Raw genomic sequence first — 21,183 nt, forward strand, 5'->3', positions numbered from 1 at the left:
AGGGCCCGGGCAGGCGGTCAGTCCCCCACGGCGGCGAGGTGCGCCAGGACGAACTGCTCCGCCTCGTCCAGGTAGTCGCCGAACATGGCGTGCACCGCGGGGAGGTCGCCGGCCAGCAGCCGCTCCACGATCCACCGGTTGCGGTCCGCGAACTGCACGTGCAGGCGCGTCTGCTCGTCCATGGGGTGGAACGCCAGGCGCACGCGGGCCTGCACCGACGCCATGAGCCGCGTGAGCTCGGGGGCGCCTGCCAGGTCCACGATACCGACGTGGACGCGATGGTTGGCGTCGCCCAGGACCCGCGCGGGGGTGTCCGGGCCGCCCGAGAGCAGGTCCTGGGCACAGCGCAGGTGGCGCGCCGCGCCGGGGGTGAGCTCTCCGTGCTCGAGGGCGCCGAGCTGGATCACCCGACGCGTGCGGTACAGCCCGCGCACGTCCTCCGGACCCGGCGCCGCCACGAACACCCCGCGGTGCGGCCGTCGCTCCACGAGGCCCTCCGAGGCCAGCATGGTGAACGCCTCGCGCAGGCTGTTGCGGCTGACCTGGAGCTCGGCGGCCAGCGCCACCTCTCCCAGCCGCTCCCCCGGCACGAGTCCGGCCGCCGCGATCCGCTGCCGCAGCTGCGCGGCCGCGGCCACGGGAGCCGGGGCCGGGGCGGACTCCCCGCCGCCGGCGCCGGGCACGATGCCTTCCCCGGTGACACCGCCGCGCGCCGGCACCCTCACGCCCCCAGCCGGGCGATCGCCTGGCCGCGCGTCACCGAGGCCGGGGTCTCGGCCACGAGGAGCTGGATCCGGCCCGCACGCGGGGCACGGATCGGCGTCTCCATCTTCATCGCCTCGACGATCGCGACCGTGTCACCCTCGGCCACCTCGGCGCCGTCCTCGACCTTCCACGAGGCCAGGGTGCCGGTGACCGGCGAGGCCACGGTGCCGTCGTCGTCGGGCTTCCCGGCGCCGGCAGCGCCGGCCGGGGCCGCGGCACCCGCGCCGCCGCCTCCGAGGAGGGCCGCGTAGAGATCGGCGGGCAGGCCCAGTCGCACGGCGCGGCCGTCCAGCTCGACGGTGACGGCAGTCCGGCCGCCCGCAGGCACCTCGGCGCCCAGGTAGGGGGACTCGGCCAGCGGCTCGGCGAACTCGGACTCGATCCACGTGGTGTAGACGCCGAGGCGGTCCCCCGAGGTGAAGGCGTCCTGCTCGAGCACGGCGCGGTGGAACGGCACCACGGTGGGCACGCCGTCGATGCGCAGCTCGGCCAGGGCGTCGCGGGCGCGGGCGATGGCCTGGGCGCGGTCCTCGCCCCACACGATGAGCTTGGCGAGCAGGGAGTCGTACTCGCCCGGCACCACGGAGCCGGTGCGGACGCCCGAGTCCATGCGGACCCCGGGGCCGGTGGGGGCCTCGAACGCGTCGATCGGGCCGGGCACGGGCAGGAAGCCGTACGCCGGGTCCTCAGCGTTGAGGCGGAACTCGAGGGCGTGGCCGCGCGGCGTCGGGTCCTCGGGGATGCTCAGCGGCTCGCCGGCGGCGACGCGGAACTGCTCGCGCACCAGGTCCACGCCGAAGACCTCCTCGGTGACCGGATGCTCCACCTGCAGGCGGGTGTTCACCTCCAGGAAGCTGATGAGGCCGTCCGGGGCCACGAGGTACTCGACCGTGCCGGCCCCGGTGTACCCGGCGGCGCGGCAGATCTCGCGGGCGGAGGTGTGGATGCGCTCGCGCTGCTCGTCCGTGAGGAACGGCGCCGGGGCCTCCTCCACGAGCTTCTGGTTGCGGCGCTGCAGGGAGCAGTCGCGGGTGCCGAGCACGGCCACGTGGCCGTGCTCGTCGGCGAGGACCTGGGCCTCCACGTGGCGGGGGCGGTCCAGGAAGCGCTCCACGAAGCACTCGCCGCGGCCGAACGCGGCGACGGCCTCGCGGACGGTCGCCTCGAACGCGTCCTCGACGTCGCCGAGCTCGCGCACCACGCGGATGCCGCGGCCGCCGCCGCCGAAGGCCGCCTTGATGGCGATCGGCAGGCCGTGCTCCTCGGCGAACGCGCGCGCGGCGGCGGCGTCCGGCACGGGGCCGTCCGAACCCGGCACGAGCGGGGCGCCCGCCTGCTGGGCGAGGGAGCGGGCGGTGATCTTGTCGCCGAGGGCGCGGATGGCGTCCGGCGACGGGCCGATCCAGGTCATCCCGGCGTCGATCACGGCCTGCGCGAAGTCGGCGTTCTCGGAGAGGAAGCCGTAGCCCGGGTGCACGGCGTCGGCGCCGGCGCGGCGGGCGACGTCGAGGACCGCGTCGATCTTCAGGTAGGTGTCCGCCGAGGACGCGCCCGGCAGGTGGAAGGCCTCGTCCGCGACGGCCACGTGCAGGGCGTCGGCGTCCGGATCCGAGTAGACGGCGATCGAGGCGATGCCGTGGTCGCGGGCGGCGCGGGCCACGCGCACGGCGATCTCGCCGCGGTTGGCGATGAGCACCCGCGTGACGGGGCGGGCGGCGGGGGTGGTGGTCATGCGGGGGTCTCCTCGGAGGGCGATGCGGAGTCGACGACGGTCTCGGCGCCGGGGCGGGGATGGGGGACGAAGCGGACGCGGGCGCCCGGCGGCAGCTGGGCCGCCAGGCTGAGGTCCGCGCGGGCCACGACGCCGATCACCGGGTAGCCGCCGGTGACCGGATGGTCGGAGAGGAACAGGACGGGCTCACCCGAGGGCGGCACCTGCAGCGCGCCGCGCACGGCGCCCTCGGACTTCAGCTCGCCCTCCCGCACGCGCTCGAGCGGCGCGCCGTCGTCGGGGGCCGTGAGGCGCACCCCGATCCGGTCGGTCTGCTGGCTCACGTCCCAGTCCTGCGTGAACAGGCGCTCCAGGCCCGCCTCGCCGAACCAGTCGTCGCGGGGGCCGGGGACCACGCGCAGCACGGCCACCTGGCCGGGCGCGGGCATGGGGCGCAGCGAGGTCTCCGGGTCCCCCACCGTCGCGACGCCGGCCTCCGCCGAGGCGGGGGCGCCGGCGGCGGTCGGGCTCGCGGCGGAGGCGCCGGCGGCGCCCCTCGCATCCGGGCCGACGCGGCGGGCGAGGCGGTCCCCCGCCGTCAGCGGGGCGGGGCCGAGCCCGGACAGGGTGTCGGTCGAGCGGCTGCCGAGCACGGGCGGCACGTCGATCCCGCCCCGGAGGCCCACGTACACGCGCAGGCCGCCGACCGGCTCGTCCACCGTCAGCGTCTGGCCGTCCAGCACGACGAACGGCGTGCGGGCGGGCACCCGGCGCGTGGCGCCGTCGGCCGCGGTGATCGTCCCGCCGGCCTCGGCGCCGGCCAGGGCCATCACCTGGTGGCCGTGCGCGGTGAGGGTGAGGCCGCCCAGGGCGGTCTCCAGCACCGCCTCGCGTGAGCGGTTGCCCACGAGCCGGTTCGCCTGGCGCGCCGCGTCCCGATCGGCCGCGCCGGACACGACGACGCCGAGGTCGCCCAGGCCCGGGCGGCCCAGGTCCTGGACCAGGGTCAGGAGCCCCGGGTCCACGACGGTGACGCCGCGGCGGCCGGCCACGGACGGGAGGCCGGCCGCGGCGTCGGCGGGCGGGGTGGCGTCGACCGCCGCGTCCGTGCCGGAGGTGACGGACGCCGTCGGGCGCACGGGGACGTAGCGGACACGGTCGCCGGGCTGCAGCAGGGCGGGCTGCTCGCGGCCGAGGTCCCACAGGGCCGCGGTGGTGTGCCCCAGCAGCTGCCAGCCGCCGGGCGAGGTGCGCGGGTAGACGGCAGAGAAGGCCCCGGCGACGGCGACGGCGCCCGCGGGGACGGCCGTGCGGGGCGAGCTGCGGCGGGGCGCCTCGAACGGGGCCGCTTCGGAGGCGCAGTACATGAACCCCGGCGCGAAGCCGCCGAACGCGGCGAACCAGTCGGCCTCGCTGTGGGCCCGGATGACGCCGTCGACGCCGAGCCCGGTGAGCCGGCCGACCTCGGCGAGGTCCTCACCGTCGTAGACCACGGGGATCTCGACGACGCGGCCCCCCGTCAGCTCACCGGCGTCGGGGGTGAGAGTGCTGACCCGCGGTGCGGCGTGCTCGGCGGCGGCCTGCGAGGTGAAGGTCACCAGGACGGTCGCGGCGGCGGCCATGACCTGGCGCTGGCCGCGCTCCGGGTGGGCCGTGAGGTGGGCGTGGACGGCCATGACGTCCTCGAGCGAGGCGCACTCGACGAGGAAGCCCTGGGTGCCGACCCAGCGGATCGGGCGGGCCGGCGGCTCGGCGGCGGGGTGATGTGGGGCGCTCATGCGAAGGCCTTGATGGACACGCCCGCGCCCTCGAGCGCGCGGCGCACGGCCGCGGCCATGGCCACGGCGCCGGGCGTGTCGCCGTGCAGGCAGATGCTCTCGGCGTCGACGCGCACGTCCGTGCCGTCCACCGCCGCGACGACGCCCTCGGTGGCCAGGCGCACCATGCGGGCGGCGACGTCGTCCTCGTCGTGGAGGACCGCGCCGGGCTCGCGGCGGGAGACGAGCGTGCCGTCCGGGTTGTAGCCGCGGTCCGCGAAGGCCTCGGCGACGCCGCGCAGCCCCGCGGCGGCCGCCTTGTCCAGGGCGACGGAGCCGGGCAGGAGCAGCAGCGGGAGGTCGGAGCCGAACGCCCTGACGCCGTCGACGACGGCCTGGGCGTGCGCCTCGTGACGGACGATCGTGTTGTAGAGGGCGCCGTGCGGCTTCACGTAGCGGACCCGGCCGCCGGCCGCGCGGGCGAGCGCGTCGAGGGCGCCGATCTGGTAGAGGACGTCGTCGGCCAGCTCGGTGGGCGTGCAGTCCAGGAAGCGGCGGCCGAAGCCGGCGAGGTCGCGGTAGCCCACGTGCGCGCCGATCGTGACGCCTGCGGCGACCGCGTCACGGCAGGTCTGGGCGATCCCCGAGGGATCGCCCGCGTGGAAGCCGCACGCGACGTTGGCAGAGGAGACGGAGGGCATGATGGCGGCGTCGTCCCCCATCGTCCACGAGCCGAAGGACTCGCCGACGTCGGAGTTCAGGTCGATCTGCGGCGCGTGAGACACGGTGCAGTCCTCTCGGATCGGGCCCGGCTGAGGTGCCGGTCACACAATCTTGAGGCATGAGGGGGGATTGTTCAACAATCCTCGGCGCGCCCTTCTGACGCTCACCCGGTCCACTCGGCAACGCGGGTTGAGTTATCGCGGGTGTTCAGCCGCGCCACCCGCGATAACTCAACCCGCGTTGCGGGCCGGGCCGGGCGACCTCACCGCAGCGGCGTGTGCTCCGGGTCCACGCGCTCGTCCTCGCGCACGGGCCCGGGTGCGGTGCCGCCACCCCACGGGTCACCGCCGAACTCCTCGCGCCCGTGCTCGCTCAGCCAGCTCCCCAGCTCCGGGCCCGCGGGCACGATGCGCGTCGGGTTGATGTCCTCGTGGACCACGTAGTAGTGCTCCTTGATCTGCGCGAAGTCGATCGTGTCGCCGAAGCCCGGGGTCTGGAACAGGTCGCGCGCGTAGCCCCACAGCGCCGGCATCTCGGTCAGCTTGTTCCGGTTGCACTTGAAGTGCCCGTGGTACACGGGGTCGAACCGCACCAGCGTGGTGAACAGCCGCACGTCGGCCTCGGTGATCCGCTCCCCCATCAGAAAGCGGCGCGTCGTCAGGCGCTCCTCGAGCCAGTCCATCGCGGTCCACAGCCGCTCGTACGCGGCGTCGTACGCCTCCTGGGACCCCGCGAAGCCGCACCGGTACACGCCGTTGTTCACCTCGGTGAACACGCGCTCGATCACCTCGAACATCTCGTCCCGCTCCGGCCCGGCGTCGGGGATCAGCTGCGGGGCGCCGTCGCGGTGGAACGCGGTCCACTCCGTCGAGAGGTCGAGGGTGATCTGCGGGTAGTCGTTGGTCACGACGCCGCCCGTCGGCACGTCCACGATCGCCGGCACCGTGATGCCCCGCGGGTAGTCGGGGAACCGCGTGAAGTAGTTCTCCTGGATCCGCTCGGTGCCGAGCACGGGGTCCTTCCCGCCCTCGTCGAGGTCGAAGGTCCAGGACCGCTCGTCGTGGGTCGGCCCCGGGGTGCCCAGCGAGATCGCGTCCTCCAGGCCGAGCAGGCGACGCACGATGATCGTCCGGTTCGCCCACGGGCACGCCCGCGCCGCCACGAGCCGGTAGCGGCCCGCCTCGACGGGCCACGCCTCGGCCCCCTCGGTGAGCCCGCCGCCCACGCGGCCGACCGTGGACGGCTCGGCCACGGGCAGGGCCCGCACGGCCTCCGGATCCGCCACGATCCGGTCCGCGATGTAGTTCGTGTCCCGCGTGAACTCCGCCCCGGACTGCACGTAGTTGCCCGTGAGCCCCTCGCGCGTGTCGATGGTGCCGCGGTCCGCGGCCTGGCCGGTCTGCTGGTTCTCCATACACTCGAGCCTATGACGACGACCACCGCCACGCCCGGCCCCACGCCCGCCCCGCTGGTGCGCTGCGTGACCGCCCAGAACCCCTCCCCGATGACCCTCGCGGGCACCAACACGTACGTGGTCGCCGCACCGGACTCGGACGCGGCCGTCGTGGTGGACCCGGGCCCGGAGGACGACGTCGCCGCCCACCTCGAGCGCGTGCGTGCGGCGGCCGAGGGGCGCCGGATCGCGCTCATCCTGGTGACGCACCGGCACGCCGACCACACCGGCGGGGTGGACGCGTTCCACGCGGCCACGGGCGCCCCCGTGCGCGCCGCGGACCCGGACTGGTGCCGCGGCGGGGCCGCCGTCCTGACGCCGGACGAACGGATCGACGTCGCCGGCACCCCGGTGCTGGCGTGGCACACCCCGGGCCACACCTCGGACTCCTACTCGTTCGCCGTCCCGGACGCGGGCGCGCACGGCGCGGTCATCACGGGCGACACCATCCTCGGCTCGGGCACCACCATGCTCGACCACCCGGACGGCACCCTCACCGACTACCTGGCCAGCCTGCGCCGCCTCGAGGCGGCGGGCCCGCTCACGGTGCTGCCTGCGCACGGGCCCGTGCCGGAGCCGATGGACGTCGTCGCCCGCGACTACCGGCACCACCGCGAGGGCCGCCTGGAGCAGATCCGCGCCGCCCTGGCCGCGCTGCCCGAGACCGAGGCGGCGACGATCACACCCGAGGACCTGGCCCCGCGCATCTACCCCGGCCTCACCGGCACCGTGGCCCGCGTGGCCGTCCAGACGGTGGCCGCGCACCTGCGCCACCTGCGCGAGGGCTGAGCCCCTCCGCCGCGGGCCCGGCCCGCACTACGCTGACCTCAGACCCATCCCCTCGACCCCGCGGAGGCACCCCATGACCATCCTCGTCGGCTACGCCCCCTCGAAGGCCGCGGACGCCGCTCTGGACACCGCCCTGGACATCGCCCGCTCCACCGGCGAGCACGTGGTGGTGGTCAATGCGGGCCCCGGCGGCGAGCACCGCACCAAGTCCCTCGTCACGGAGGAGCAGCAGCGCGGCGTGCAGGCCCGGTTGGACGCATCCGGCGTGACGGCCGAGTTCCGTCAGTACGCGCGCGGCCGGTCCACGGTGGAGGAGATGAAGGACGTGGCCGCGGAGCTGGACCCGTCCATCGTGGTCATCGGCGTGCGCCGCCGCGGCGGCTTCGGCCGGTTCGTCATGGGATCGGTCTCGGACGAGCTGCTGCAGGAGATCGATCAGCCGGTGCTGTGCGTGAAGGAGTACCGGCAGTACGGGGACCACACGCCCGAGGCCGTGAGCCACGTCGCCGAGACGGACCCGGCCGCCCACGGCCTGCCCGCGTCCGAGCCGATGGCCGAGCGGCGTCGGCTCACACCCGTCGATTCCGGGGACCCGACGCTCGAGCGCTGAGCGCTCCCGCCGGGCCTCAGTCCTCGTCGTCCTGACGGCGGCGCGTGACGGCGTCGTCGAGGAGGCCGTCCGCGTGGGAGCCGGCGCCGCTGCGCCGTCCGGCCTCGTCCGCCGCCGCGGCCTCCGCCGCCTGCTTGGCCTGCTGCGCGCGCCGCTCGGCGAACGCCTCCTCGCCCGGGCCGGCGAGTTCGCGGTTGCGCTGCACCGCCGTCATCGAGCCGGTGTACAGGCCGGAGTGGTCGCCCACGCGGGTCAGCGGTGTGGTGAGGGTGTCCGGGCGCGGATCGGCGCCGTCGACGCGCGGCAGCGGCGCGGTGCGCGGGCGCGGCTCGCGGGCCGCCACCCCGGAGCCGTCCGGGCCCGGCTCACCCGTCCGGTCGCCACCGCGGGCCTCCGCGTCGGAGCCTTCGGAGGCGGGTGACGCGTCGCCGTGGGCGGGGTGCCGGACCACCATGCGCTGCACCACGATGCCCTCGGGGTGCTCGTGGCGCAGGAAGGCCACGAGGTCCTCGCGCACGAGGCAGCGCAGGTCCCAGAGGTCGCCGGAGTTGCGGGCGGAGACCACGGCGCGGATGCGCACGACGCCGCCGGTCGCGTCGGTCACCTGCAGCGCGTGTTCGCGTCCGTCCCACAGGTCCGTGGACTCGAGCAGCTGGGTGAGTCGTGCGCGCAGCACGTCCATGGGCACGCGCCAGTCCACGTCCAGCTCCACGACGCCGGAGACCTCGGCGCCCACCCGCGTCCAGTTCTCGAACGGCTGGGTGGTGAAGTGCGAGGACGGGTAGACCATGCGGCGACCGTCCCAGAGCTTGAGCACCACGTTGGACAGGGTGATCTCCTCGACGGTGCCGAACACGCCCTCCATGTCCACCACGTCGCCCACCCGGATCGCGTCCGTGAAGGCGAGCTGGAAGCCGGCGAACACGTTGGTCAGCGTGGACTGCACGGCCAGGCCGGCGATCACCGAGATCACACCGGCGGAGGCGAGCAGACCGGCCCCGAGCGAGCGCACCTCGGGCACCCCCAGCAGGACCACGGCGACGGCCACCACCACGATCACCGCGTTGAGGATGCGCCGGATCAGGATGGTCTGCGTCCGGATGCGTCGCTCGCGGCGGTGCTCGACGCTGGTCTCCTGGTAGCGGCCGAGGATCCCCTTCTCGATCACGCCGACCAGGCGCCACGCGGCCCATGCGACCGCCGCGGCCACGGCGATGAGCATCAGGAACGACGCCGGCCGGTACCAGGTCTGCTCCTCGGCCATGACCCCGAGCCAGATCCGGGAGGCCAGCAGGCCGGCGGCGACGGCGGCCGGCAGGCTCAGCCGCGCGGCGCCCTGCTGGAACGCGGGGCGGCGCACGAGCACGACGCGTGCCACCTGCAGGGCCAGGTACACGACCGCCGCGCCGATCGCGAACGCCATCAGCACGGTCAGCAGCGTCCCCCATTCCACGCCGAAGGCCCGCGTGGTGGCGGCCGCCCCGTCCTGGAAGTCCCCCTCCACCCCGGTCGGCACGGTCTCGCCCGCCAGGAGGCGGTCCAGGGCGGTCAGCAGGGGCGGGGTCGCGAGGGCGGGCAGGACGGGGAAGACCATGACGACAGTCTGACACCCGCCCCCGGACGCGCCCCGGAGAAGAGCACAATGGAGCCTGACCGTCCGCGCGGTCCGGGCCCGGCCGTCGTCGCGCCCCGTCCCGCCGGCCCGCCGCCGCCCCTCTGGAGGAATCCATGCTCTCCGTCACCGACCTGCGCCCGCTCGACACCGCCACCGCGGACCTGTCCCGCATCATCCCGCGGGCGAACGTGGACGTGTCCTCCGTGGTGCCGGTGGTCGCCCCGATCATCGAGCAGGTCCGCCACGGCGGCGAGCAGACCCTGCTGGAGCTGGCCGAGCGGTTCGACGGCGTCCGTCCGCCCGCCCTGCGCGTGCCCGCGGAGGCGCTCGAGGCCGCCCTGGCCGGGCTCGACCCGCGGGTGCGCGCGGCGCTGGAGGAGTCGATCCGCCGGGCCCGGCTCGTGCACGCCGCCCAGCACCCCCAGGACTCCACGGTCGAGCTGGGCGAGGGCGCCGTCGTCGAGAACCACTGGCTCCCCGTGGGCCGCGTGGGCCTGTACGTGCCCGGCGGCCGCGCCGTGTACCCCTCCTCGGTGGTGATGAACGTGGTGCCCGCGCAGGCGGCCGGCGTGGGGAGCCTCGCGGTGACCTCGCCCCCGCAGCGGGACCACGGCGGCCTGCCCCACCCCACCGTGCTCGCCGCGTGCGCGCTCCTGGGTGTGGACGAGGTCTACGCGGCCGGCGGCGCCCAGGCCGTCGCCATGCTGGCGCACGGCGTCCAGGACGACGACGGCGGGTGGCTCTGCGCGCCCGTCGACCTGGTGACGGGGCCCGGCAACGTGTACGTGGCCGCCGCCAAGCGCGCGCTGCAGGGCGTGATCGGCGTGGACGCCGAGGCCGGGCCGAGCGAGATCGCCGTGATCGCCGACGGCACCGCCCGCGCCGACTGGGTGGCCGCGGACCTGATCAGCCAGGCCGAGCACGACCCGCTGGCCGCCTCCGTGCTCATCACGGACTCCGAGGACCTGCTCCGGGACGTGCTGGCGGCGATCGAGGCGCAGGTGCCCGGGGCGTTCCACGAGGACCAGATCCGCGAGGCCCTCACCGGCCCCCAGTCCGGCGTGCTGCTGGTGCGGGACATGGACCAGGCCGTGGAGGTCTCCGACCGCTACGCCACCGAACACCTCGAGATCCAGACGCGCGACCCCGAGGCCCTCGTGGGGCGCATCCGCAACGCCGGCGCCGTGTTCGTGGGCCCGCACGCCCCCGTGCCGCTGGGCGACTACTCGGCCGGGTCCAACCATGTGCTCCCCACCTCGGGGACGGCCCGGCACTCCTCCGGTCTGAACACGGTGACGTTCCTGCGCCTGCAGCAGCGCATCCGCTACACGGAGACCGGGCTCAAGGAGGTCGCGGACGGGATCGGCGTGCTGGCCGAGGACGAGCGCCTGCCCGCGCACGGCGCCGCGATCCGCGCCCGCTTCGCGTGAGGGGGCGGGCGTGAGCGGCGTCCGCATCGACGCGTGGCTGTGGGCCGTGCGGCTGTACAAGACCAGGTCGGCGGCCACGGCGGCCGTGCGCGCAGGCCACGTGCGCATCGACGGCGAGCCCGTGAAGGCGGCGACGCCCGTCGTCGTCGGGAACCGGGTGCGGGTGCGCCAGGACGGACGCGAGCGGATCCTCGAGGTCACGGGGCTGATCGCCAAGCGGGTGGGTGCCCCCGTAGCCCGGCAGCAGTACGTGGACCACTCCCCGCCGCCCGTGCCGCGTGAGCTGCTCGCGGTGCCGTACCGCGAGCGGGGCGCGGGCCGGCCCACCAAACGGGACCGCCGGCAGCTGGACGCGCTGCGCGGCCGCGACCGACGCTGAGCGTCTCAGTCCTCCCCGCGCCGTCATCCGCCGTCGTGATGGCGGCCTCATGCGGAGGGTGCGGTCAGCACCATCCGGAACGGCTTGTCGTTGTCCACCGTGACGGTGAACGTCATCGGCCCCGCCTCATCCACGGGGGGAGTCGCCGCCGACCAGCCGCCGCACAGCGCCTCCGATCCGGCCATCCAGGTCTTCGTTCCCCCGCCACCCCGTGAGGTCAGGATCTCCGTCTCACCGGTGGCATCCGAAGGACACAGCACGATGACCCGAAGGACCGCACCCTGTTGAGCGTCCACGGTGATCTGCTGTGTGCCCGTCCCGACCGCCTCCTCCAGGACGGACTCCTTCTCCGGGTCGAGATAGCCCGCATCCGGATGCCGGCGCGTGTACTCGACCAACGTCATCCCGTCCTCCTCGAACAGCGCGGCGGGGAGTGCTTCTTCACCGGCGGGTGACGACGCGGACGAACCGGTGGCGGAGGCCGACCGGGTTGCCGAGGGGGCCGCTGACGTCACGGTGACGGAGGACGCCGCAGCGGTGGATGCCTTCGCGGTGGAGGAGACGCTGCCCGGGGAAGCGGAGCATCCCGAGATGGCGAGACCGAGGAGAGCCGCGACGACCACGGCGGCCGACAATGCCGCACGCTTCTTCTCGATGTCCATCCGCATGATCCGATCCCTCTCAGAGAACCGACTGCGGGGCCGCGGGCTGCGGTCTCGAGCCCCCCTCTCGAGTGGCTTGATCCTGGCTGGCGATGCGCGGTGTGTCAAGCATCACATCGGGCAGCTCGGATGACGCCGCGCGACCGCCGCGCTTTGACCACCCCACGGACCCCTCCGTAGGCTGACCCCAGAATCACGAGTTCCCGTCATTCACGGCCCTGGCCGGCGGGACGGCAACCCTCTCACGCAGTAGTGGGGTGCTCCAGGTGATGATTCGGCCCCTCGGACACCCCGACGGGCAAGTACCGCGCCTCCGCGGATCCGGGCGATCCGCGTTCCCGCCTTCTGCGGAGCCGCGCCAGTCATCGGAAGAGGACGCGCGCCATGACCCTGACCCACGAACCCCACACCGCCACGTGGGACACCGACCTGTCCCTCGGCAACCTCCGCTCCGGCCTCTCGGCCTTCCCCACCGGGGTCGTCGCGCTGGCAGGCCTCGCCGACGGCGTCCCCGAGGTGATGGTCTCCTCCTCCTTCGGCGTGGGCATCTCCTGGGAGCCGGCCCTCGTGTCCTTCTCCGCGCAGAACAGCTCCCGCACCTGGCCGCGCCTGCGCCGGGCCGGGGCGATCGGCGTCTCCCTGCTCGCGGCGGACCAGACGCCGCTGTGCCGCCAGCTGGCCTCCCGCGAGGGCGACCGCTTCGCCGGTCTCGACGTGCACCGCAGCCCGCACGACGCCCTGCTGATCGGGGGCTCCTCGCTCTGGCTCGAGACGCGGGTGCACGCCGAGGTCCCGGCGGGCGACCACACGGTGGTGCTGCTGGAGGTGACGGCCTTCGCGGATCACACGGACGCCGCTCCCCCGGCCGCCCTGCACCGCAATCTCTTCCACGGCCTGCGCGCGCTCTGAGCGAACTCCAGGTGAACAATCGGGCCCCTGGTTCCCGGTCGGCGAGATCCGTGCAATGATGGAGCCTGAAGTTGATCAAGCTGTATCCCGCCATCTTCACTGCTCGTCAGCCCGGCATCGCCGGCGTCGATGAGTGTTGGGCAAGCGGTTCAGTCTCGCCGCTTCACCCGCGTCCCACATCCGGGCCGCGGTCCAACACCGCCACCGCACCGCGGGGGCACATCGAAAGGACACCATCATGGCTGTCGGTACTGTCAAGTGGTTCAACGCTGAGAAGGGCTACGGCTTCATCGCCCCCGAGGACAACTCCGCGGACGTGTTCGTGCACTTCTCCGCCATCCAGGGCAACGGCTTCAAGGAGCTCCAGGAGAACGACCGCGTCGAGTTCGAGACCCAGGACGGCCCCAAGGGCCTCCAGGCCGCCAACGTGACGAAGCTCTGATCTTCGCCTGACGCACGGCTTCCGACGCCCCCGGTCCACACGGACCGGGGGCGTCGTCGTGTGTCAGGCGTCCACGCCCCGCCGCGCACTGCGCCGCACTCCGCCGTACGCCCGTTCGACCGCGGCGCTGCGACATCACCGCAGGGCTGCACTGCGGTGATGTCGCTGAGGCGCGGTCCTCCGGGGTGGGCCTCGTCCTGGCCCTGCGCGTCAGGCCGCGCCCCGCCGACCCACGTGGCGACGCAACAGCAGCACCACGCCCAGGGCCAGCAGATACCCGAGCGCGACGACCGCGAAGCCGGCCCGGTAGTCGCCCGTGACGTCGCGCAGCACGCCCATCAGCAGTGGGCCCAGGGCGAAGCCGGCGTACATGCCCATCGAGTTCGCCCCGGTCGCACGGCCGAGCCGCTCGGCCGGCACCTCGCTCAGCAGGCCCGCGTTGATCACCACGTTGGCGCCCAGCACCGTCAGGCCGTGCACCGCGGCGCCCACCCACAGCAGGGCCGGCAGGTCCAGCAGGTCCGCGGCGAGGAACACCGCGACGCCGGCCACCGCACCCAGGCAGATCACGGCCAGCAGGGTGGTGGGCCGGTCTCCGGAGCTCATCCGCCGGCTCCACCCGATCCGGGAGAGCACCCCCACCACCCCGGACACGGCCGCCGCGGCGCCGCCGGCCACGAGCGTCATTCCCAGCGTCTCGACCGCGAAAAGCGGCAGGTAGGTGTTCGTGGCCTGCATGCCCAGGCCGGTGAGGAACGCGATCGCCGCGAAGAACCAGACCGTGGCCGGCAGGGGCGAGGTGTCCCGCCGTCGTCGCCCGCCGACGGGGCCGGTGGCCGGCGGCGGCGCCCCGGGCAGCGGCGGGGCGGCGACCAGCGCGAGCACCCAGAGCGCCCCGATGAGCACCGCGGCCCCCAGCGCGGCGCCCGTCCAGCCGAGGGCGAGGGACGCGGCCGGGAAGAACAGGCCGCCGACCAGCTGGGCCGCCTGCACGCCGGACTGCTTCACCCCGACCCACCCGATGCGCCTCTCCGGCGGCACCACGGTCCGGATGATCCGGTTCGTGGTGGGGTTGGAGATGGCCTGCGTGACGCCCGCGACGGCGGCCGCCGCGTACAGCACGGGCAGGGACGGGGCGACGGCGCCGAGCACGAGCGCCGCGGCGGTGCCGCCGAAGATGATGCTCAGCTGCGCGCGGGCGGACAGGCGGTCGGCGGCCCGGCCGAGGCCGAGGGAGGTGACGGCGGCCGCCGCGAACACGACCGTCATCACGGTGCCGAGCTGGCCCGAGGTGACGTCGAGCCGCTCCATCACGACCGTGGAGGACGCGGAGACGCCGTAGTTGAACAGGGGGCCGGCGCCCATCGCCGCCAGCAGCACCCACAGCAGGGCTGCGGAGGGGCGGCGAGCGACGGGGGCAGGCGGGGTCACGGCCCCAGGCTACGACCCCTCACGCGACGAGGCGGGAAATCCATCTCATGGGCGCCCGGGGGCGTCGTGTGAGGTGGATTTCCCGCCTCGAAAGCGGGGGTGACTGCGGGGACAGGTCAGCCGACGCGGCCCTCGCCGCGGTGCTCACCCTCCACGCGGCCGGTGGTCCCGCGCTGGGTGACCTCCTCGCCGTCCTGGCGCTCGGGCCGCTCGCCGGCCTCCGTCGGCAGGCCCTCGTTCTCGTCGGCGGGCGTCTCGCCGGCGGTGGCGGCGGGGGCCGGGTCCTGCGGGGCGCGACGACGGCCGCCGTGCGCGGACAGCGACTCCCCCTCACCCAGCGAGCTGACGCGCGGCATCGGCGACGTGGTCAGCGGCACGGACTCGGTCTGCCGGGCGCCGACCAGCGTGGAGCCCGTCCCGGAGATGGGGGAGCCCTGCACGGGGGCGCCGGCCGCCTTGCGGCCCGGGATCAGCAGCTCGGAGCGCCACTCGGGGTCGCGCTCGGTGAGGTAGTCCACGCGGGCGTGCTCGCCGAAGTGGTCCGCGTCCGCCTCCTCCCAGTCCATGGCCCAGCCGGCGGGCGGGTCGTTGAGCAGCTCGTCCGTGCGCAGCCAGTGGTAGATGGACGCGTACGAGCGGGTGCTCAGGTGGTCCACGCGGCGGCGCAGCATGCGGGTGTTCAGCTGGGACGGATGCGTCAGGCCCATGGACGCCATGATCTGCACGGCCTCGCGCACGGTCAGGCGGTGGTAGTTGAAGACGCGGTTGCCCTTGTCCTCCACGTCGAGGGCGCGCATCAGACGCGGGTCCTGCGTGGCCACCCCCACGGGGCACTCGTTCGTGTGGCACTTCTGCGCCTGGATGCACCCGGTGGCCATCATCATCGCGCGGGCGGACATGGTGAAGTCCGCGCCCTGGATCAGACGCTTGACGATGTCCGAACCGGTGGCGACCTTGCCGGCCGCGCCGAGCTTGATCATGTGGCGCAGGCCGGTGCCCACGAGCGCGTTGTGCACGAGCATGAGGCCCTCGGTCAGCGGGGTGCCCACGCGGTCCGAGTACTCGAGCGGGGCGGCGCCGGTGCCGCCCTCGGAGCCGTCCACGATGATGAAGTCGGGGGCGATCCGCTCCTCCCAGATGGCCTTGGTCATGGCCAGCACGTCCACGCGGGAGCCCACGCAGAACTTGATGCCGATCGGCTTGCCGTCCGAGAGCTCACGGAGCTGCTCGATGAACCTGACCATCTCGCGCGGGGTGCGGAACGCGGAGTGGGACGCCGGGGACAGGCAGTCCTTGTCCATCGGGATCTCACGGGCCTCGGCGATCTCGGGGGAGATCTTCTCCTTGGGCAGCATGCCGCCCAGGCCGGGCTTCGCGCCCTGGGAGATCTTGATGGTGATGCCCTTGACCTCGGGCAGCAGCGCCTTCTCGGCGAACTTCTCCGGGCTGAAGGTGCCGTCCTCGTTGCGGCAGCCGAAATAGCCGGAGCCGATCTCCCAGAACAGGTCCGCGCCGTTGCCGCGGTGGTACTTGGTGAGGCCGCCCTCGCCGGTCTCGTGGATGAACCCGCCCAGGCCGGCGCCCTTGTTCATGGCGATCACGGCGTTGGCGGAGAGGGAGCCGAAGGACATGGACGAGATGTTCATCAGCGAGATGTCCACGGGTCGGCGGCAGTCCGGGCCGCCGATCCGCACCGTGGGGGGCTCCTCCGGCGGGTTGACCGGGGCGGTGGAGTGCAACAGGAACTCGTAGCCGATCTCCGAGGTGTCCCGCTCGGTGCCGAACGCCTTGTGGCTGTCCAGTCCCTTCGCACGGGCGTAGACGATCGAGCGGGTGTCCCGGTCGAACGGCTTGCCGTCGAAGTTGCGCTCGATGAAGTACTGCTGGATCTCGGGGCGGATCGACTCCAGCAGATACCGCATGTGGCCGAGCACGGGGTAGTTGCGGAGGATCGCGTGCCGCTTCTGGGTCATGTCCCACACGGCGAGCACGAGCAGCGCCACCAGGAGCACCGCCAGCACCCACCACGCGCCGCCGCCGATGGCGGCCACCAGCACGACGACGAGCGCGGCCAGCGAGAGGGTCGCGACGATCAGGAGTCTGTTGTTCACCCGACCATCGTGCCCTATATCACTCGAACGTTCATCCTCGCCGCACTGTGTCGAGGTCCCACGTGTGGGGCAGGGGCGTCCGGGCCGACGGCAGGGCCACGCTGCGCCGCCACTCGTGCAGCCACTCCGGCAGCGTCGGCTCCCCCGCGAGGTCGTGGCCGGCCGCCGCCGCGATCGCCCGGACCTCGTCGTTCTCCACGGGGCGGCCGTCCTTCTTGCGCAGGCGCGTGCAGATGTACGCGCGCACCGCGACGTCGCCGTCGACCACCACGCGCTGCTCGAACCACACCGCGCGCTCATCCAGGCCGATCATCCGCGTCTCCACGTCGAACCGCTGCCCCAGGGTCACCGAGCGGCGGAACGCGATCTGCTCGGCCTGCACCACGGGCGTCCAGCCGCGACGGCGGATCTCGTCCCACAGGCCGGTGCGGACCATCGCGTCGAAGCGGCCGAGGTCGAACAGCCCGAAGTACTGGCCGTTGTTGACGTGCAGGGCCATGTCCACGTCCGTGGGCAGGGCGCGCATCGGCAGCGTCGTCGGCTCCCAGAGTCCGGCGCGCGGGCGGCGACGCGCGCGGGCGACGACCCAGATCGTGCGGGGGATCAGATGCATCGGATGTTCCTCCTCGGGGTCACAGGACCCCCTCGGTCAGATGGTCCGGCGTGCCGAACCGGTGGGCGGTCACGGACACGGCCTGTTCGTGCAGGAACGGCAGCAGCTCCACCTCGCCGGCGCTCACCACGGGGCCAGCGTAGACCGCCACGTCGGGGGTGTCGCCGAGCGCCGCGTGGAGCGCGCTCCGCGCCGCCTCGGCCGCCTCCCGGTCGCCGGCCCAGTCGGCGACGAGCCGGATCCGTGCGTCGCCGCCGCCCTCCGCTGCGGGCGGGATGAGGGCCAGCCGCCGGGCGCGGTCGTGGAACGCGGCGTCGTCCTCGACGACGACGTCCACCGGCGCGGACGTGCCGGCACCCTCCGTGCGGACGGACCGGACCAGCTCCTCCACCCGGCCGCGCACGGCCTCGGCCGAGAGCCCGTCCGCGTCGGGCCCCTCCGCGGTGGGGGTCGGGCGCAGGCTCACGGTCATGGGCGCCCCGGCGCGCAGGCCGGCGGAGACGATGCGCAGCAGGTGGTCGGCGGGCCCCGAGTGCCGGCGCACGAGGACCGGGGTGGGGACGTGACGCAGCACGTTCCGCTCGGCCTCGAGCGCGGAGACGTCCGTGGCCACCCCGAACACGGTGGTCCACGCGTGGGTGTCGAGGGCGCGGGCGGTCTCGAGCCAGGATGCGCCCGCACCGTCGGCCTCGGCCCCGGGCCGTCCCTCTCCCCCGGCCCACGTGGGCGCGTCCTCCCAGTCCACGAGGCCATGCAGGTAGTGCGGCCCGCCGGCCTTCGTGGTGGGGCCGACGACGGAACGCTTCCAGCCGCCGAAGGGCTGGCGGCGCACGATGGCCCCGGTGATGCCGCGGTTCACGTAAAGGTTGCCGGCGCGCACGCCGCGCAGCCACACGTCGATCTCCTCCCGGTCCAGCGAGTGCAGCCCGGAGGTGAGGCCGTAATCCACGGCGTTCACGATCCCGATCGCCTCCTCGAGCGTCTCGGCCGTCATCACGGCCAGCACGGGGCCGAAGTACTCGGTGAGGTGGGCGTCGGCGCCGGGGCGGACGCCGGAGCGGATGCCCGGGCTCCACAGGCGACCCGTCTCGTCCAGCTGCCGCGGACGCAGGGCCCACCGCTCCCCCGGGCCGAGCTCGGTGAGCCCGCGACGCAGCTTCTCGCCGGGGGCCTCGATCACGGGGCCCATCTCGGCGCGCGGGTCCACGGGGTGCGCCACGTGCAGGGACGAGGCCGCGTCCAGCAGCTGCCGGTGGAAGCGCTCGGAGGTCGCCACGGAGCCGACGAGCACCACGAGGGAGGACGCCGAGCACTTCTGGCCGGCGTGACCGAACGCGGACTGGACCACGTCCTTCGTGGCCAGGTCCAGATCCGCGGACGGGGTCACGATCACGGCGTTCTTGCCGGAGGTCTCGGCGAGCAGGTGCAGGTCGGGGCGCATCCCCTTGAACAGCCGTGCGGTGTCCCAGCTGCCGGTGAGGATGAGCCGCTCGACGGCCGGGTCGGTCACGAGCGCCGCGCCGACCTCCGCCTCGTCCTCGTCCGCCAGCGTCACCAGGCGCACGAGGTCCGCGGGGTCGTGCCCGGCGAGCGGGCCGCCGTCGTCGAACAGGCCCGAGTCCCGCAGCCCGGCCACGATCAGCTCCCACGCGACCGCGCCCGTCCGCTCGGACTGCGGGGCCGGCTTGAACACCACGGGCGAGCCGGCGCCGAGCGCGGCGAGGACGCCCCCGACCGGGATGGCCACGGGGAAGTTCCACGGCGGGATCACCAGGGTCAGGCGGACGGGCACGGCGCGGGCGCCCTCCACCGCGTCCAGGCCGCGGGCCAGGCGCGCGTAGTAGTGCGCGAAGTCCACGGCCTCGGAGACCTCGGGGTCGCCCTGGTCCAGGGTCTTGCCGGTCTCGGCGGCGGCCACCTCCAGCAGGCGGGCCCGGCCGGCGTGCAGGGCCCGTCCGACGGCGTCCAGCGCGTCGGCGCGCTCGTGGCCGGTGAGCGAGCCCCAGCGGGCGCCGGGGTCGGCGGTGGCGGCGATGGCGGCGCGGGCGTCGTCGGCCGTGGTGGCGCGGTGGGCGCGGACGGTGTCCGTCCCGAGGTCCGAGCCCGGGACGGCCGCGAGGATCCGGCGGGCCCACTCCCGGTTGCCGGGCAGCGCGGGGTCCGTGTCCGGGGTGTTGGCGAAGCCGTCCACGGGGGCGGGGGTCGGCCCGTCCTCCCCGCGGGACCGGTCCTGGAGGCGGTTCGGACGGGGCACGGCCGCGTCCAGGTGGCGCAGCGAGGCGCGGAAGCGCTCCTCCTCGCGGGCGAACAGGTCCGCGTCCGCGTCCAGGTCGAACACGGCGGACATGAAGTTCTCCGGGGAGGCGCCCTCCTCGAGGCGGCGCACGAGGTAGGAGATCGCCACGTCGAACTCCTCGGGCCGCACCACGGGCGTGTAGAGCAGCAGGGCGCCGACGTCGGCCCGGACGGCGGCGGCCTGGCCGGTGGCCATGCCGAGCAGCATCTCGAACTCCACCGCGGCCGGGTCGAGCCCGCGGCGCTCGATCAGCCGGTGGGCCAGGGCGACGTCGAAGAGGTTGTGCCCGGCCACGCCGATGCGTACGTGGGCCAGATGCTCCGGGGTGAGCGCGTAGTTGAGCACGCGCTTGTAGTTGGTGTCCGCCTCCTGCTTCGAGCCCACCGTGGCCAGCGGCCAGCCCGTCAGGGAGGCCTGCATCCGCTCCATGGGCAGGTTGGCGCCCTTGACCACGCGCACCTTGACCGGGGCGCCGCCGGCGGCGACGCGGCGCGCGGCCCACTCCTGCAGGCGCACCATGGCCGCGAGCGCGTCCGGCAGGTAGGCCTGCAGCACGATGCCGGCCTCGTAGTCGCGCAGGCCCGGCTGCTCGAGCAGGGCGGTGAACACGTTGAGCGTGAGGTCGAGGTCGCGGTACTCCTCCATGTCCAGGTTGATGAAGGTGTCCCGGTCCCGGGCGAGCTCGAACAGCGGGGTGAGCCGCTCGGTGATGTCCGCGACGGCCTCGTCGAACGCGTAGGGCGCGTGCGGGGCGGTGGCGGCGGAGACCTTCACGGACACGTAGTCGACGTCGTCGCGGCGGATCAGCGCGGCGATGCCCTCGAGCCGGCGGTCCGCCTCGCCCTGGCCGAGGATCGCCTCGCCCAGCAGGTTGATGTTCAGCCGGGTGTGCTCGTCGCGCAGGGCCGCGATGGCCTTGCCGAGCTGTCGGTCCCGCGCGTCGACGATCAGGTGGGAGACCATGTGCCGCAGCACGCGGCGGGCCGTGGGGACGGCGATGCGCGGCACGAGCGGGGCGGCGCGGCCGCCGACGCCGAGGACGGCGCGCAGGGCCGGGGGCAGGAAGCCGGGGGCGCGACCGGCGAGCTCCCGCAGCGCCCGGGCGGCGATCGCGGGGTCCTCGGGACGGACCACGTGGTCCACGAAGCGCACGATGAAGTCGAGGCCGCCCGGCTCCTTCAGGGCGCCCGCCAGCTGGCGGGCCGCGAAGTCGGCCTCATGGTCGCGGGACTCGGCGAGCCAGCGCCTCACCTGCGCGACGGCGTCGTCGGCGAGGGCGTGCAGGTCGGCGGGGTCGGGAATCCCGCCGGTCGCGCCGAGGACCCGGTCGAGATCGTCGTGGTCCTGGGCGGAGAACATCGCGGTCATGGCCGCACTCTGCACGTGTGCCGGGTCACAGGTCAAACCGCCGCGGCTTCCTGTCAGACGCCTATGCTCGATGGACATCCCCTCGCCGCGCGCCCGCGCGTCGCCGCCGTCTTCCCAGG

17 protein-coding genes and 1 riboswitch are annotated in these 21,183 nt (G+C 74.4%); of the genes, 6 read left to right on the forward strand and 11 right to left on the reverse strand.

The genetic code is table 11. The features are described 5' to 3' along the window. Positions 1-17: 17 nt before the first annotated feature. The 5 genes from DE149_RS01940 to DE149_RS01960 form a co-directional block, all read right to left on the reverse strand. Entirely contained in the window at positions 18-683 is a 666-nt protein-coding gene (locus DE149_RS01940; protein ID WP_233490686.1) for a GntR family transcriptional regulator, read from the reverse strand. Positions 684-721: 38 nt separating this feature from the next. Beyond that, positions 722-2,497, reverse strand: coding sequence for a biotin carboxylase N-terminal domain-containing protein (locus tag DE149_RS01945; RefSeq protein WP_101967507.1), 1,776 nt, complete (start codon positions 2,495-2,497; stop codon positions 722-724). Beyond that, a complete protein-coding gene (locus DE149_RS01950) occupies positions 2,494-4,254 on the reverse strand; it encodes a carboxyltransferase domain-containing protein (RefSeq protein WP_101967506.1) in 1,761 nt (586 codons plus the stop codon). Before DE149_RS01950 ends, DE149_RS01945 begins: the two co-directional genes overlap by 4 nt. Then, positions 4,251-5,018: a LamB/YcsF family protein gene (locus DE149_RS01955; RefSeq protein ID WP_060973977.1), complete on the reverse strand. Its 768-nt coding sequence runs from the start codon at positions 5,016-5,018 to the stop codon at positions 4,251-4,253. The genes DE149_RS01950 and DE149_RS01955 overlap by 4 nt, the downstream gene beginning before the upstream one ends. A 200-nt stretch (positions 5,019-5,218) precedes the next feature. Next, a complete protein-coding gene (locus tag DE149_RS01960; RefSeq protein WP_113913851.1) occupies positions 5,219-6,370 on the reverse strand; it encodes a glutathione S-transferase family protein in 1,152 nt (383 codons plus the stop codon). A 12-nt stretch (positions 6,371-6,382) separates the two neighbouring features. On the opposite strand from DE149_RS01960, the gene DE149_RS01965 reads away from it, so the two are divergent. Beyond that, positions 6,383-7,198, forward strand: a complete 816-nt coding sequence (locus tag DE149_RS01965; RefSeq protein WP_113913852.1) for an MBL fold metallo-hydrolase — start codon at positions 6,383-6,385, stop codon at positions 7,196-7,198. Between the two features lie 73 nt (positions 7,199-7,271). Continuing rightward, positions 7,272-7,808, forward strand: coding sequence for a universal stress protein (locus DE149_RS01970; RefSeq protein WP_049147497.1), 537 nt, complete (start codon positions 7,272-7,274; stop codon positions 7,806-7,808). A 16-nt stretch (positions 7,809-7,824) separates the two neighbouring features. On the opposite strand, the gene DE149_RS01975 is transcribed toward DE149_RS01970, so the two are convergent. Beyond that, positions 7,825-9,402 carry a mechanosensitive ion channel family protein gene (locus tag DE149_RS01975; protein WP_233490687.1) on the reverse strand — a complete coding sequence of 526 codons (1,578 nt, stop codon included), beginning with the start codon at positions 9,400-9,402 and terminating at the stop codon, positions 7,825-7,827. A 134-nt stretch (positions 9,403-9,536) separates the two neighbouring features. Between DE149_RS01975 and hisD the strand changes: the two genes are divergently transcribed. Both hisD and DE149_RS01985 read left to right on the forward strand, forming a co-directional pair. Continuing rightward, positions 9,537-10,853, forward strand: a complete 1,317-nt coding sequence (hisD, locus tag DE149_RS01980) for a histidinol dehydrogenase (RefSeq protein WP_113913853.1) — start codon at positions 9,537-9,539, stop codon at positions 10,851-10,853. A gap of 10 nt (positions 10,854-10,863) precedes the next feature. After that, positions 10,864-11,232 carry an RNA-binding S4 domain-containing protein gene (locus DE149_RS01985; protein ID WP_002855797.1) on the forward strand — a complete coding sequence of 123 codons (369 nt, stop codon included), beginning with the start codon at positions 10,864-10,866 and terminating at the stop codon, positions 11,230-11,232. Positions 11,233-11,279: 47 nt separating this feature from the next. Here the strand turns inward: DE149_RS01985 and DE149_RS11750 are convergent, their stop codons facing one another. Next, positions 11,280-11,894 (reverse strand): hypothetical protein, encoded by a 615-nt coding sequence (locus tag DE149_RS11750; protein WP_233490688.1) that lies wholly within the window; start codon positions 11,892-11,894, stop codon positions 11,280-11,282. 191 nt (positions 11,895-12,085) lie between these two features. Beyond that, positions 12,086-12,205, forward strand: a riboswitch (SAM riboswitch). A gap of 73 nt (positions 12,206-12,278) precedes the next feature. Here DE149_RS11750 and DE149_RS01995 point away from each other — a divergent pair. Together DE149_RS01995 and DE149_RS02000 are read left to right on the forward strand one after the other, a co-directional pair. Further along, entirely contained in the window at positions 12,279-12,803 is a 525-nt protein-coding gene (locus tag DE149_RS01995) for a flavin reductase family protein (RefSeq protein ID WP_020628180.1), read from the forward strand. A gap of 238 nt (positions 12,804-13,041) precedes the next feature. Continuing rightward, positions 13,042-13,245: a cold-shock protein gene (locus DE149_RS02000; RefSeq protein WP_010080175.1), complete on the forward strand. Its 204-nt coding sequence runs from the start codon at positions 13,042-13,044 to the stop codon at positions 13,243-13,245. 210 nt (positions 13,246-13,455) lie between these two features. Here DE149_RS02000 and DE149_RS02005 read toward each other — a convergent pair whose 3' ends face one another. The 4 genes from DE149_RS02005 to DE149_RS02020 all read right to left on the reverse strand — a co-directional run bounded on the left by DE149_RS02005 (position 13,456) and on the right by DE149_RS02020 (position 21,064). Then, positions 13,456-14,676, reverse strand: coding sequence for an MFS transporter (locus tag DE149_RS02005; protein ID WP_113913854.1), 1,221 nt, complete (start codon positions 14,674-14,676; stop codon positions 13,456-13,458). 116 nt (positions 14,677-14,792) lie between these two features. Continuing rightward, a complete protein-coding gene (locus DE149_RS02010) occupies positions 14,793-16,787 on the reverse strand; it encodes an FMN-binding glutamate synthase family protein (protein ID WP_170079696.1) in 1,995 nt (664 codons plus the stop codon). A gap of 31 nt (positions 16,788-16,818) precedes the next feature. Next, positions 16,819-17,400 (reverse strand): thioesterase family protein, encoded by a 582-nt coding sequence (locus DE149_RS02015; RefSeq protein WP_036316171.1) that lies wholly within the window; start codon positions 17,398-17,400, stop codon positions 16,819-16,821. 19 nt (positions 17,401-17,419) lie between these two features. Next, a complete protein-coding gene (locus DE149_RS02020; RefSeq protein ID WP_113913855.1) occupies positions 17,420-21,064 on the reverse strand; it encodes a bifunctional proline dehydrogenase/L-glutamate gamma-semialdehyde dehydrogenase in 3,645 nt (1,214 codons plus the stop codon). Between the last annotated feature and the right edge of the window lie 119 nt (positions 21,065-21,183).

This window comes from Micrococcus sp. KT16, assembly GCF_003315015.1.
Taxonomy (GTDB): Bacteria; Actinomycetota; Actinomycetes; order Actinomycetales; family Micrococcaceae; genus Micrococcus; species Micrococcus luteus.